Here is a 12,985-nt window from a genome sequence, read left to right on the forward strand (position 1 = left end):
GCGGGCGACGAGCCAGAACGCGATTCGGACCGATTTGCCACGCGGACGTTCGCCGCGATCGGCTGGAAAGCGCGATTTTTTGTGTTTTCTGCGGTCTTCCCGGCAGCGCCCCCGCCTTCCATCGGCGCCCTCGCAGGAGGGCCAGCACATACGCGCCGACATGACGCCGCTCCGGTCATTGTGGCGCCGGCGCGTGTTTTCCGTTGTCACGTGCCTGATTTTGTTGCTATAATCGTCGGTTTCGAAGCTTGCTCAGTTTTCGAATGGTCTTCGGACGCGGTTCTCAGGTTGGCGCAGCGCCGCCTGTCAATACATCCGGATGCCTTGAAACACGGGCCCGCCTTCGCGTAGTTCGATCGATTTTTTCGACACTTTTGCGCCCTTGGGCAATCGCTTCCAAGGGTTCGGATCGAGAAGCAGCACCTCGCCTCATCATTGAAGGCCGGGTACTGGAAACAGGAACAGGATAAGGAACCGTCATGGCTAACTCCGCACAAGCACGCAAGCGCGCCCGCCAGGCCGCGAAGGCAAACTCGCACAACTCGGCACTGCGCTCGAAGTTCCGCACGGCTATCAAGGCTGTCCGCAAGGCAATCGACGCAGGCGATCACGCTAAGGCCGCCGAAATCTTCAAGGCATCGTCGAAGACCATCGACATCATCGCCGACAAGAACATCGTTCACAAGAACAAGGCAGCTCGCAACAAGAGCCGCCTCGCTGCAGCCGTCAAGGGTCTGCAAGCGCCCGCAGCGCAGTAATTCCGGTCGGCCCGCTTCGGCGGGCTACCTCCTGTTTCCGCTGCACAAGAAGCCCGCTTTGGCGGGCTTTTTTGTTTTGGTTGAATTGCCAGCCACAAAAAAACCCGCTGCTTGCGGGTTTTGGTTTTTTTGCTTTTGCCGATCCGGTCGACTTACATCAGATGACGTGCCGTTTGGCTTGCGGCGCAGGCGCATGCTCGAGTTCCAGCTCACACGCCTCGGTGACCAGCAGGTCGTTGTCTTTCGCGAAGTTCATAACGAAATCGAAGGCCATTGGTTCGATGTCGCGCAGCCGCGAATCGAGAATCACACATTTGAGGTCGCCGATCATGGTCGGCCGCACGTACAGCGAGTACTGCATATAGGCGTTCGGCCCCTTCCTCACGCCGGGCCCGAACGACGACATGACGCCCGCGAGCCGCTCCGACCAGTCGCTCGGCCGAAATTTTTTTCCGGTCGACGTAATGCCCTGAATGAAATATTCGATTGGAGCTGCTTCGGCCATGTAGAAATACCTGTGTGACTGCCCAGCGGAATGACGACCAACCGGCGACGCCAGTTGTACGCTCGAACTCACCGCAAGCGGCATGTACGGCAAGCGCTTGCAGCCACCTGCGACGTGCGTGGGATCTGGCGCTAACGCAACAATGACGAACCGCACCACGAGAACCGCTGCGGCGAACCGGCTGAACCGCTCTGGCGTCTGTCATGACGGCCACGCCGTGACAGGCTTTCCGCGCCGCGCGAGCCGCGTTTCTTCAAGCGAAACGCCGGCCTGCTGGGCTTTGGGATAACCCGCAGATTATAGCGCAGCGGGCCCTTTTCCGCAGCGCACACAAGCGCCTTCCGACGACCCCGCGAAGCCCGATACGACGCTTTCGAATCGCTTTCTGCGCCCTCCCGCCGACTCGTCAAACGAGGCGAAATCCTTTATGCTGCATGGAGTTACCACCAAACCGACGGCGGCGCAGTCCGGCAACCCTGCCGGGTGAGACCGCCGTATTTGTTTCATGACCGCCAAGAAAATTCGCCACTACCTGCAGTTCAAGGACTTCTCGCTGGAAGACTACGAGTACGTGCTGGAGCGCGCGCGCATCCTGAAACGCAAATTCAAGAACTACGAGACCTATCACCCGCTGCATGACCGCACGCTGGCGATGATCTTCGAAAAGAATTCGACACGCACGCGCCTGTCGTTCGAAGCCGGCATCTTCCAGCTGGGCGGCCACGCCGTGTTCATGAGCACGCGCGACACGCAGCTCGGCCGCGGCGAGCCGATCGAAGACGCCGCGCAGGTCATCTCGCGCATGGTCGACATCATCATGATCCGCACGTTCGGCCAGGACATCATCCAGCGCTTCGCCGAGAATTCGCGCGTGCCGGTGATCAACGGGCTCACGAACGAATACCACCCGTGTCAGGTGCTCGCAGACATCTTCACGTACTTCGAGCATCGCGGTCCAATTCGCGACAAGACGGTCGCGTGGGTCGGCGACGCGAATAACATGCTGTACACGTGGATCGAAGCCGCGCAGATTCTCGGCTTCAGGCTGCGCCTCTCCACGCCGCCCGGCTACAAGCTCGACCGCGCGCTCGTCGCGGCGCAAAGCGCGTCGTTCTACGAGGAATTCGACGACCCGAACGAAGCCTGCACGGGCGCCGATCTCGTCACCACCGACGTGTGGACCAGCATGGGCTTCGAGGCCGAGAACGAAGCGCGCAAGAAGGCCTTCGCAGACTGGTGCGTCGACGCCGACATGATGGCGCGCGCGAATCCCGACGCGCTCTTCATGCACTGCCTGCCCGCGCATCGCGGCGAAGAAGTCAGCGCGGAAGTGATCGACGGAGCGCAGAGCGTCGTGTGGGATGAGGCGGAAAACCGTCTGCACGTGCAGAAGGCGTTGATGGAATACCTGCTGCTCGGCAAGCTCAATCACTGAGCGAGCCGCTGGTCCATACACGCGCCGGAACCGCGGGCACAAAAAAGGCGCCGGGAGGAAACTCCCGGCGCCTTTTGCATTCGTCGGCGGCGACGCTCCGCGGGGCAACTCAGCGCGAAAAGAGAGAACTGCCGCTCACAGGCAAACTGGCTCCGCCTCCAGTTCCACGCCGAATCGCTCGAACACGTCGTGCTGGATCGCCCGTGCCAGCGCCAACACTTCCGTGCCGCTCGCGCCACCGCGATTCACCAGCACCAGCGCCTGTCGCTCATGCACGGCCGCCGCGCCCATCGCGCGGCCCTTCCAGCCGCATCGGTCGATCAGCCAGCCGGCCGCCAGCTTCACCCGCCCATCCGCTTGCACATACGACACGACTTCCGGCTCGCGACGCTTCAGCGCCTCGAACTGGGCGGCATCGATTACCGGATTCTTGAAGAAGCTCCCCGCGTTGCCCAGTTCGAGCGGATCGGGCAGCTTCGCACGCCGCACGGCGACGACCGCATCGAAAATGGCTTGCGCGGTCGGCTGCGCGGCCGCACCCTCGGCTTGGCCAGCGCTCGCCGCATGGCCGCGCGCCGCCAGCTCGCGTGCGAGATCCGCGTAGCCCGCGCGCGGCTGCCACGCCTTCGGCAAACGGAACGTCACCGACGCAATCACGAAGCGCTCGCGCCCTTCCCGCTTGAAAAGGCTGTCGCGATAGCCGAACCGGCACGCATCGCCGTCGAGTTCGACGGCCTCGCCGGTCACGAGCTCGATCGCCCGCAGCGACGCGAAGCGTTCGCACATTTCGAGCCCGTACGCGCCGATGTTCTGGATTGGCGCCGCGCCGACCGTGCCAGGTATCAGCGCGAGATTCTCGAGGCCGGGCATGCCCTGCGCCAACGTCCACGCGACGAACTCGTGCCACGGCTCGCCGCCAGCCGCCTCGACATACCACGCATCCTGATCCTCGCCCACCACGCGGCGCCCGCGCAGCGCCACCAGCAGCACGAGCCCGGCGAAGTCGCCGGTCAGCATGACGTTGCTGCCACCGCCCAGCACGAGGCGCGGCAGGCCCTCGACGCGCGGATCGCGCACCGCGGCGAGCAACTGTTCCTCACGCTCGATCAGGCACGCGAACTGCGCGCGCACGTCGAAGCCGAAGGTGTTGTGGGCCTTCAGCGGATAGCCGGCCATGAGGGACGCGACAGCGGGAGCGGCAAGAGCGGATTGGGACATCGGAATGGCAACAGGGCAACGACGGGAAGCAACAGGAAACGACAAAAACCACCAATGACGCGCCTGACGACACGAGCGGCGCCGCCCGACGCGGGATTGCCCGCCGTCGCGACGCCGCGCGGCGGCCTTGGGCAAAAGAGAGCGGCGTCGGTAAAATGACGTCCGGTCCGTGATTATAGCGAGTGCCTCGCGCTCAGCCGACCGGCTGTGTCGCGCACTGCCGCACTATTGGGAGAAAGCAATGCCATCGTTTGACGTCGTCTGCGAAGCGAACATGATCGAAGTCAAGAACGCGATCGAGCAGTCCAACAAGGAAATTTCGACGCGTTTCGACTTCAAGGGGTCCGACGCGCGCGTCGAACACAAGGAAAACGAAATCACCGCGTACGCCGACGACGACTTCAAGCTCGGCCAGGTGAAGGACGTGCTGCTGTCGAAAATGGCCAAGCGCAACGTCGACGTGCGCTTCCTCGACTACGGCAAGATCGAGAAGATCGGCGGCGACAAGGTCAAGCAGGTCATCAAGATCAAGAAGGGCGTCTCGGGCGATCTGTCGAAGAAAATCGTGCGTCTGGTGAAGGACAGCAAGATCAAGGTGCAGGCGAGCATTCAGGGCGATGCGGTGCGCATCACCGGTGCGAAGCGCGATGATCTGCAAAGCGTGATCGCGATGCTGCGCAAGGACGTGACCGACACGCCGCTCGACTTCAACAACTTCCGCGACTAAGCGGCACGGCGCGCCTGGCTTGCAACGAGCCTCACGCGGACCCGGAAGCGCTTCGCATCGGGCCATCGGGCCGGGCGAAGCGCTCAGCCCACTTCAAAGATCGTTGCCCGCCGCCGGACCGGCTGCCTTCTTTTTGTCGCCGATACGGCTCTCCTGCCCCCGCATCAGCTTCGCAATATTGCCGCGATGCCGCCACACGAGCAGCAGGCTCATCACCAGAACCGCGAGCGCGACGATGCGCGGCCCGAACAGAAACACGTAGAACAGCGGCGCGAACAGCGCCGAGCACAGCGCCGCGAGCGACGAGTAGCGCGTAAAGAACGCGACGATCAGCCAGGTTAGCAAGGTCGCGACGCCAAGCGTCGGGTTGATCGCGAGCAGCACGCCCGCGGCGGTCGCGACGCCTTTGCCGCCCTTGAAGCGGAAGAAAATCGGATACAGGTGACCGAGAAACACCGCAAGCGACGCAATCGCGATCGCGCGCTCGTCGAGCCCGTAACGCGCGCCGAAATGCACGACCAGCCATACCGGCAGCCAGCCCTTGAAGGCGTCGCCGATCAGCGTCAGAATCGCGGCCTTCTTGCTGCCGCTGCGCAGCACGTTGGTGGCGCCCGGGTTGCCCGAGCCGTACGAGCGCGGGTCGTCGAGACCCATCGCGGCGCTCACGATCACGGCAAACGACAACGAACCGATCAGATAGGCAACGACAGCGACGATCAGGTTTTGCATCTGGGACTCTTATAAGGATCGCGGTCTGACATTCGATACCCCAACCGCAACAGGGCATGCCCGTCGAATCAGGGCGGCGCACATTTTACCGAACGCGTCCGCGCGAAAAACATTCAGGCAAACGTCAACCCGCTCATCGGCGTCAGTCCACGCTCGCGCATTGCACCGGCTTCGCCGCGAGCAGATCGGTGAGCACCTTCGGCTCGATGCTGACGAGAAAGCCGCGCCGCCCGCCGTTCAACCAGATTTTGTCCATCTCGAGAATGGTCGATTCGACGTACACCGGCATCTGCTTGCGCGTGCCGAACGGCGACGTGCCGCCGATCAGATAACCCGAATGCCGGTTCGCGACCTCGGGCTTGCACGGCTCGACGCGCTTCGCGCCGATCTGCCGCGCGAGGTTCTTGGTGCTGACGGTACGATCGCCGTGCATCAGCACGATCAACGGCTTCGCGTGCTCGTCTTCCATCACCAGCGTCTTCACGACGTGATGCTCGTCAACGCCGAGCTGGCACGACGATTCCGCGGTGCCGCCATGCTCGACGTAGTCGTAAGGATGCTCGCCGAACGTGACGCCGTGACGGCGCAGCAGCTGCGTGGCGGGTGTTTCCGACACATGTCTGGATTTGCTCATCGGCGCATTGTAATGGCGAGTTTGCACAACGGCTATTTGCCGGATGGCCAATTGTGCGGGTTCGACACTTGTGGCACGATCGTTCGAAAATATGCCGGCGTGGTGCGAGATACTGCGCGCAGGCTACGAATTGGTAAAGAGGAGACAGTGTTGAAGCAGGCTTCATCCATCCGTTCCACGATCGATATCCCCGCGCTGCTCGCCGCCCTGCCCGCGCGCATCGGCGACATTCCGGCGCTCGCCGCCGCACGCGATCCGCGGCATGTCGCGTTGATCGAAGATGCGCGCCGCCTGACCAACGCGCAACTGCGCGAGGCCGTCGATGCGGCCGCCGCGCTGCTGCGCGACTGGGGCGTGCGCGGCGGCGATCGCGTGATGATCGTCGCGGAGAACAGCATCGCGCAAATCGTGCTGCTGTTCGCGACCGCGAAGCTCGATGCGTGGGCGCTCGTGTCGAACGCCCGACTGTCGGCCGCCGAACTCGATTCGATCCGCGCGCATGCGCAACCGCGCGTCGTCGCGTATGTGCTCGAAAGCTCGCCCGACGCACGCCAGCATGCTGAGCGGCATCGAGCGACGCACGCACCCACGCTGTCGCCGGACATCGGCGCATGGTCGTATGCTGTGGACAGCAGCGTGCAAGCCGAAGCCGTCGAAGCCGCCAGCGACCGCCAATGCGCGGCGCTGATCTACACGACCGGCACCACCGGCACGCCGAAAGGCGTGATGCTGTCGCATCGCAATCTGCTGTACATCGCGGCCGTGTCGAGCCGGCTGCGCCAGGTCGGGCCCGACGACGTCGTCTATGCGGTGCTGCCGATCTCGCATGTGTACGGCTTCGCGTCGGTGTGTCTCGGCAGCCTGCGTGCGGGCGCGACGTTGCGGCTCGCGCCGCGCTTCGTGCCGGAAGCGGTGCGCCTCGCCCTCGCCACCGAGCACGTCTCGATCTTCCAGGGCGTGCCGGCGATGCACGCGAAGCTGCTCGAACATCTGCACACGCACGGCCACGCATGGTCCGCGCCGCGACTGCGCTTCGCGTACTCGGGCGGCTCGCCGCTCGACGCCGCGCTGAAGGCGCAGGCCGAAGCGGTGTACGGTCTGCCGCTGCACAACGGCTACGGCATGACCGAAAGCAGCCCGACCGTGTCGCAGACGATGGTCGACGCGCCGCGCGCCGATTGCTCGGTCGGCGAAGTCATTCCGGGCGTCGAAGTGAAGTTCGTCGGGCTCGACGGCGCCGAAGCCGCGCCGGGCGAGATCGGCGAGCTATGGGTGCGCGGGCCGAACGTGATGCTCGGCTATTACCGCAACCCCGAGCAGACTCGCGCGAGCGTCACCGAGGATGGCTGGCTGAAGACCGGCGACCTCGCGCGGCAGGCCGCGGACGGCGCGTTGCATATCGTCGGGCGCAGCAAGGAGCTGATCATCCGCTCGGGCTTCAACGTGTATCCGGCCGAGGTCGAGCACGTGCTGAACGCGCATCCGCAGGTCGTGCAGTCGGCGGTGATCGGACGCGCGGTCGAGGGCAACGAGGAGGTGATCGCGTTCGTCGAACTGGTTTCCGGCGCGACGGTCACGCCCGCGGAGTTGATCGCGTGGTGCGGCGAGCGGCTCGCGCCGTATAAGCGGCCAGCCGAGCTGAAGGTGCTCGCGGCGCTGCCGGCCGCATCGACCGGCAAGATTCTCAAGCACCGGTTACGCGAGTTCGTGTGAAGCGCGCGGGCACCCGCGCGCTTCACGTCGTGCTCACCCGCGCGGATGATGCTGCGCATGCAGCGATTTCAGCCGCTCTCGCGCGACGTGCGTGTAGATCTGCGTCGTCGAAATATCGGTGTGACCGAGCAGCAATTGCACGACGCGCAGATCCGCGCCGTGATTGAGCAGATGGGTCGCGAACGCGTGCCGCAGCGTGTGCGGCGACAACGGCGCATGGACGCCCGCGGCCTGCGCGTGTCGCTTGATGATGTTCCAGAACTGCTGGCGCGTCATGCCTTCCGCGCGTGTCGTCACGAATAGCGCATCGGCCGCGCGCGGGCCGAGGAGCGCCGGGCGCGCCTCGCGCAGATAGCGCTCGATCCACGCGTGCGCCTCTTCGCCGAACGGAACCAGCCGCTCCTTCGAGCCCTTGCCAGTGACGCGCACGACGCCTTCGTTGAGTCCCACCTCGACGGTTTTCAGCGTGACCAGTTCGGTCACGCGCAAGCCGCTCGCGTACATCAACTCGAGCATCGTGCGATCGCGCAAGCCGAGCGGCGTGTCGATGTCGGGTGCGCCGAGCAACGCTTCGACCTGGACCTCGCTCAACGTCGAAGGAAATCGCGGCGGCTGCTTCGCCGAGCGGATGCGCAAGGTCGGATCGGCGGCCGCGCGATGCTCGCGCACCGCCCACGCGTAATAGCGGCGAAACACCGACAGCCGGCGGTTCGCCGAAGTCGCCTTGTCCTTTTGCCGCGCCGCGCTGTAGGCGCTCAGGTCGGCTTCGCTCGCGGTGTCGAGCGAAGCATTGCGCGCGTGCGCGAGCCATTCGCAGAAGAGCCGCAAGTCGCGGCGATACGCGTCGAGCGTGTTGCGCGACAGGCCATGCTCGAGCCACAGCGCGTCGCAGAAGGCGTCGATCGATGCGGAGCTGGTCAGCAGCAGCGGTGATGCGGCGGCTGTGTCTTCGACGTATACGGCGGTATTGGTGGTGGTGCTCGTGCTCATACGTACGGCACACCTTCATGCGCGAGCAACCAGCGCTTCACGTTGCGGAAGAAGCCGTCGCCGCCATCATGCGCGAAGCCGCCGATGCCGCTCGAACTCACCACGCGGTGACACGGAATCACGATCGGAAAGAAATTGGCGCCGCACGCCTGGCCGACCGCGCGCGGCACGCTGCCGAGCTGCTTCGCGAGTTGTCCGTAAGTCAGCACGACGCCGGGCGGGATGTCGCTGATCGCCTGCCACACGCGCCGCTGGAACGCGGTGCCGCACTCGGCGAGCGGCAGCTCGAATTTCGCTGAGGCGTGCTCGAAATAACGCTCGATCTGTTCGGCCACCTCGCGTGCGAGCGGCGTGTCGGGCGCGACGTTGGGCGTCGAGTCGGGCAGATAGACGATCTCGCGCACGGCTTCGCCTTCGAGCCGGATGCCGATCTTGCCGAACGGCGCATCGATCACTGCGTTGAACATGATTGCCTGCTCCTCTAGGGTCTGTTTACATATGGAACGCACGTGCGAATGCCCACTATCGGCGGTCCCCCAAGGGACGGCCGATAGTGGGCATTCCCCTGGAATGAAATTCAGAACTGGGGTTGCCGCGAGAAGGGCCGCTCGCTGCGTCATGCTCCTTGCGAATACGTCGAGTATTCGCGGCGTCACAATCCTTGCGAGCGGCCCTTCTCGCGGCAACGCACGTGCGTTCCATATGTAAACAGACCCTAGCGTGCCAGATCGCCGGCACCGAATTGCCACGACTTTACGCCGCTTCGAGCGCCCACTCCACATGCTCGCGCACGACCGCCGACGGATCGTCGGCTCGCTGCCTCAAAGCCAGCACGATCGCGGCACGGGCATCGAGGTCGAGACTTGCTGGCGCGGCGCGCAACGCGTTACCCATGCCGACCGCGAGATTGCGCAGCCAGCTCTCGTAGCCGATGCGGCGAATCGCGCTGCCCTGCATGCGCGTATCGAACTCCTCGGCGCTCCACGCGAACAGTTCGACCAGCGACGCGCGATCGAGCCCGTGCCGCACGTCGAAATCGGCGACCGGTGCGGCCTGCGCGAACTTGTTCCAGGGACACACGAGCTGGCAATCGTCACAGCCGTACACCCGATTGCCGATCAGCGGCCGCAGGTCGAGCGGAATACTGCCCTTCAGCTCGATCGTCAGATACGAGATGCAACGCCGCGCGTCGACCTTGTACGGCGCGACGATCGCACCGGTCGGACAGGCGCCGATGCAGCGCGCGCAGCTGCCGCAATGCGAGCCCGGCGTTTCGGGCGCGGCCTCGGGCGAGGTTTCGGCGTCGGTCGGCAGCGGGACGTCGACATAGATCTCGCCGAGGAAAAACAGCGAGCCGGCGTCGCGCTGCAGCAACAATGTGTGCTTGCCGCGCCAGCCGATGCCGGCCTTCTGCGCAAGCTCGACTTCCAGCACCGGCGCCGAATCGGTGAACACGCGATAGCCGAACGGCCCGATCGCCGCTTCGATCCGGTCGGCCAGTTGTTGCAGGCGCTGACGCATCACCTTGTGATAGTCGCGGCCGCGCGCGTAGATCGACACGACCGCCGTCGACGGGTCCGCGAGCCGCGCGTGCTCGGCCGCGCGCCAGTCGCGCGCGCGGGGTGTCGCGCGTGAGGCGGGTTGCGTTACGTCTTGCGGCATGCTTTCAGGCGCGCTTTCATGGCCCCCTTCATGCGCCCCTTCAGCCGCCTCTGCTTCCAGCGTCTGCGCAGGCAAATAGGCGATGCGCGCGGTGATCACGCGTCGCGTGCCGGCCACAAGCTCGGCCGGCCGCGCGCGTTTCATGCCGTGTTTGGCCATATAATCCATCTCGCCGTGGCAACCCGCTTCGAGCCACGCTGCAAGCGGCGCTTCGGCGGCCGACAGATCGGTATCGCTAATGCCGATCGCCCCGAAACCGAGTTCACGGCCCCACGTCTTGATGTCGAGCGCGAGCGCACGAAGCGCCGCCTCGTCGAAACGGGACGTTGCGCCAGAAGCTCGCATGGCATCATCGGCCGATGCGGGCGTGCAGAAAACAGGGGACTTCGGACTTCGGTTCATCACGCCATTTTACGAGAATGCCTGTCAATCCCGATCACGCGCCCCTACCGTCCGCTCCCGTGCTGCTCGAACGCTCTGTCGCGCTCGCGGACGAAGCCGCCACGCAGGCGTTCGGCGCGCGCTTCGCACAGGCGATCGAAAGCGTGCGCGCGGCCTCGCATCAGGCACAGCCAGCCCAGCCTGGCGCTGTAAGCGGCCCCGCGTTCCACGGCCTGCAAGTCCAACTGGTCGGCGACCTCGGCGCCGGCAAAACCACGCTCGTGCGCGCGACCTTGCGCGGCCTCGGCCACACCGGCCGCGTGCGCAGTCCGACCTACACGCTCGTCGAACCGTATGTGCTCGAGCGGCCCGCCGGGGAACTCGCGCTCTATCACTTCGATCTGTACAGATTCACCGATCCGGCCGAATGGGCCGACGCGGGCTTTCGCGAATATTTCGACAGCGGCGCGGTCTGCCTCGTCGAATGGCCGCAACGCGCGGGAGCGCTGCTCGGCGTGCCGGATCTCGTCTTCTCGCTCGGGCTCGTCGGCAACACAGACGCAAACGCGGACGCACGCGTACTCGTCGCACGCGCTTATAGCGAATCAGGAAAGGCATGTCTCGAAAGATGTTAATCAAACCATTCCATTCGATCGAATCGGCGGCGGGCGCAACGCATAACTGGCGGCGCCGGCAGATCCTGCGCGCCGGTGCGTCGACGCTGGTGCTCGGCCTCGTCGCCCCGCGTCTCGCGTTTGCGAGCTCGGTGCTCGGCGTGCGCGTGTGGCCCGCGCGCGACTACACGCGCGTGACGATCGAATCCGATCAGCCGCTGCAGAACACACAGCAACTGCTGCAGGGACCGGACCGGCTCGTCGTCGATCTGGACGGCCTCGACCTCGATCAGGCGCTGAAGGAGCTGGTCTCGAAGATCACGCCGAACGATCCGCAGATTTCGTCGGTGCGGGTCGGGCAGTATCAGCCGCACGTGGTGCGCATGGTGTTCGACCTGAAGGGCTCGGTGAAGCCGCAGGTGTTCGCGCTGCCGCCGGTCGGCGCGTACAAGTACCGGCTCGTGTTCGACCTGTATCCGGCTGTCGCGCCCGATCCGTTGATGGACCTGCTCGCGCAGACCGAGCGCAAGCAGCAGGCGCTCAACGAAGAAAACAGCGCGCCGCCCGCGACGCTTGCCGGCCCCGGCACGGCGCCGCCGGTCGACAACAGCGAAGCGTTCTTCGAGCACTACGCGCAGAACGGTGGCGCCGGCAATGGCGCCGCGGGCGTACCGCATCCGCCCACGCATGGCACGACGGCGCCGTCCGCGCCGGTCATTGCCGGCAGGCAGGCGTCGCCGTCCGCGCCCTCCGCGCCGCCTGCCGCACTGGCGCGCAACAAGGGTGGCAACGCCAACAGCAACAGCACCGCACGCGGTCTCGACAGCGACAACGACAACCTCGGCGACAGCGGCGACACCTACGCATTCACCACACCGAAGTCGAGCCGCAGCAACACCGTGCGACTGCTCACCGTCGCAATCGATCCGGGTCATGGCGGCGAGGACCCGGGCGCGATCGGCGGCGCAGGCACCTACGAGAAGCACGTCGCGCTCGACATCGCGAAGAAGCTGCGCGCGAAGATCGACGCGCAGCCCAACATGCGCGCGATGATGACGCGCGACGCCGACTTCTTCGTGCCGCTGAACGTGCGCGTGCAGAAAGCGCGCCGCGTCGGCGCGGACCTGTTCGTGTCGATCCACGCGGACGCGTTCACGACGCCCGAGGCGAAGGGCTCCTCGGTGTTCGCGCTGTCGGAGCACGGCGCGTCGAGCGCGGCCGCGCGCTGGATGGCGAACAAGGAGAACTCGTCGGATCTGATCGGCGGCATCAACATCAAGTCCGCCGACGCCACCGTGAATCGCGCACTGTTCGACATGTCGACCACCGCGCAGATTCGCGACTCGATGCGCTACGGCAACTTCGTGCTCAAAGAGATCGGCGACATCAACAAGCTGCACAAGGGCTCGGTCGAGCAGGCCGGCTTCGCGGTGCTGAAGGCGCCGGACATTCCGTCGATCCTCGTCGAGACCGCGTTCATCAGCAATCCGGACGAAGAGCGTCGCCTGAACGACGACGCGTATCGCGACAAGATGGCCAGCGCGATCCTGACCGGCATCAAGCGCTATTTCGCGGCGAATCCGCCGCTCGCAAAGGGCCGCATGACGTGATGTCGGCAC

General features: G+C 65.1%; 13 protein-coding genes. 6 read left to right on the plus strand and 7 right to left on the minus strand.

The features are described from left to right. Positions 1-479: 479 nt before the first annotated feature. Positions 480-758, plus strand: coding sequence for a 30S ribosomal protein S20 (gene rpsT / locus HDG34_RS05210; RefSeq protein ID WP_027198671.1), 279 nt, complete (start codon positions 480-482; stop codon positions 756-758). Between the two features lie 157 nt (positions 759-915). Here rpsT and HDG34_RS05215 read toward each other — a convergent pair whose 3' ends face one another. Next, positions 916-1,263: a DUF3579 domain-containing protein gene (locus tag HDG34_RS05215; RefSeq protein WP_008923011.1), complete on the minus strand. Its 348-nt coding sequence runs from the start codon at positions 1,261-1,263 to the stop codon at positions 916-918. A 505-nt stretch (positions 1,264-1,768) separates the two neighbouring features. On the opposite strand from HDG34_RS05215, the gene argF reads away from it, so the two are divergent. Then, on the plus strand, positions 1,769-2,698 hold the full coding sequence (argF, locus tag HDG34_RS05220) for an ornithine carbamoyltransferase (protein ID WP_184058229.1): 930 nt from the start codon (positions 1,769-1,771) through the stop codon (positions 2,696-2,698). Between the two features lie 135 nt (positions 2,699-2,833). On the opposite strand, the gene murB is transcribed toward argF, so the two are convergent. Beyond that, complete coding sequence (gene murB / locus HDG34_RS05225; RefSeq protein WP_184058231.1) at positions 2,834-3,874, minus strand: UDP-N-acetylmuramate dehydrogenase; 1,041 nt, start codon at positions 3,872-3,874, stop codon at positions 2,834-2,836. A gap of 283 nt (positions 3,875-4,157) precedes the next feature. On the opposite strand from murB, the gene HDG34_RS05230 reads away from it, so the two are divergent. Then, positions 4,158-4,643 (plus strand): YajQ family cyclic di-GMP-binding protein, encoded by a 486-nt coding sequence (locus tag HDG34_RS05230; protein WP_018421633.1) that lies wholly within the window; start codon positions 4,158-4,160, stop codon positions 4,641-4,643. A 93-nt stretch (positions 4,644-4,736) separates the two neighbouring features. On the opposite strand, the gene plsY is transcribed toward HDG34_RS05230, so the two are convergent. Then, entirely contained in the window at positions 4,737-5,372 is a 636-nt protein-coding gene (gene plsY / locus HDG34_RS05235; protein WP_184023064.1) for a glycerol-3-phosphate 1-O-acyltransferase PlsY, read from the minus strand. 142 nt (positions 5,373-5,514) lie between these two features. After that, positions 5,515-6,006 (minus strand): Cys-tRNA(Pro) deacylase, encoded by a 492-nt coding sequence (gene ybaK, locus HDG34_RS05240; protein ID WP_090801630.1) that lies wholly within the window; start codon positions 6,004-6,006, stop codon positions 5,515-5,517. Between the two features lie 150 nt (positions 6,007-6,156). Here ybaK and HDG34_RS05245 point away from each other — a divergent pair, with 150 nt between their 5' ends. Beyond that, a complete protein-coding gene (locus tag HDG34_RS05245) occupies positions 6,157-7,719 on the plus strand; it encodes a class I adenylate-forming enzyme family protein (RefSeq protein ID WP_184058233.1) in 1,563 nt (520 codons plus the stop codon). Positions 7,720-7,752: 33 nt separating this feature from the next. Here the strand turns inward: HDG34_RS05245 and xerD are convergent, their stop codons facing one another. The 3 genes from xerD to queG all read right to left on the minus strand — a co-directional run bounded on the left by xerD (position 7,753) and on the right by queG (position 10,773). Next, a complete protein-coding gene (xerD, locus tag HDG34_RS05250; RefSeq protein ID WP_184058235.1) occupies positions 7,753-8,709 on the minus strand; it encodes a site-specific tyrosine recombinase XerD in 957 nt (318 codons plus the stop codon). Further along, positions 8,706-9,176: a methylated-DNA--[protein]-cysteine S-methyltransferase gene (locus tag HDG34_RS05255; protein ID WP_090801634.1), complete on the minus strand. Its 471-nt coding sequence runs from the start codon at positions 9,174-9,176 to the stop codon at positions 8,706-8,708. Before HDG34_RS05255 ends, xerD begins: the two co-directional genes overlap by 4 nt. Positions 9,177-9,462: 286 nt before the next feature. Then, positions 9,463-10,773, minus strand: coding sequence for a tRNA epoxyqueuosine(34) reductase QueG (gene queG / locus HDG34_RS05260; protein ID WP_409259244.1), 1,311 nt, complete (start codon positions 10,771-10,773; stop codon positions 9,463-9,465). Between the two features lie 17 nt (positions 10,774-10,790). On the opposite strand from queG, the gene tsaE reads away from it, so the two are divergent. Together tsaE and HDG34_RS05270 are read left to right on the plus strand one after the other, a co-directional pair. Then, positions 10,791-11,387, plus strand: coding sequence for a tRNA (adenosine(37)-N6)-threonylcarbamoyltransferase complex ATPase subunit type 1 TsaE (gene tsaE, locus HDG34_RS05265; RefSeq protein WP_184058239.1), 597 nt, complete (start codon positions 10,791-10,793; stop codon positions 11,385-11,387). After that, positions 11,369-12,976 carry an N-acetylmuramoyl-L-alanine amidase gene (locus HDG34_RS05270; protein WP_184058241.1) on the plus strand — a complete coding sequence of 536 codons (1,608 nt, stop codon included), beginning with the start codon at positions 11,369-11,371 and terminating at the stop codon, positions 12,974-12,976. Before tsaE ends, HDG34_RS05270 begins: the two co-directional genes overlap by 19 nt. Positions 12,977-12,985 lie beyond the last annotated feature (9 nt).

Origin of the sequence: Paraburkholderia sp. HC6.4b (assembly GCF_014200875.1) — a bacterium.
Lineage (GTDB): Bacteria > Pseudomonadota > Gammaproteobacteria > Burkholderiales > Burkholderiaceae > Paraburkholderia > Paraburkholderia tuberum.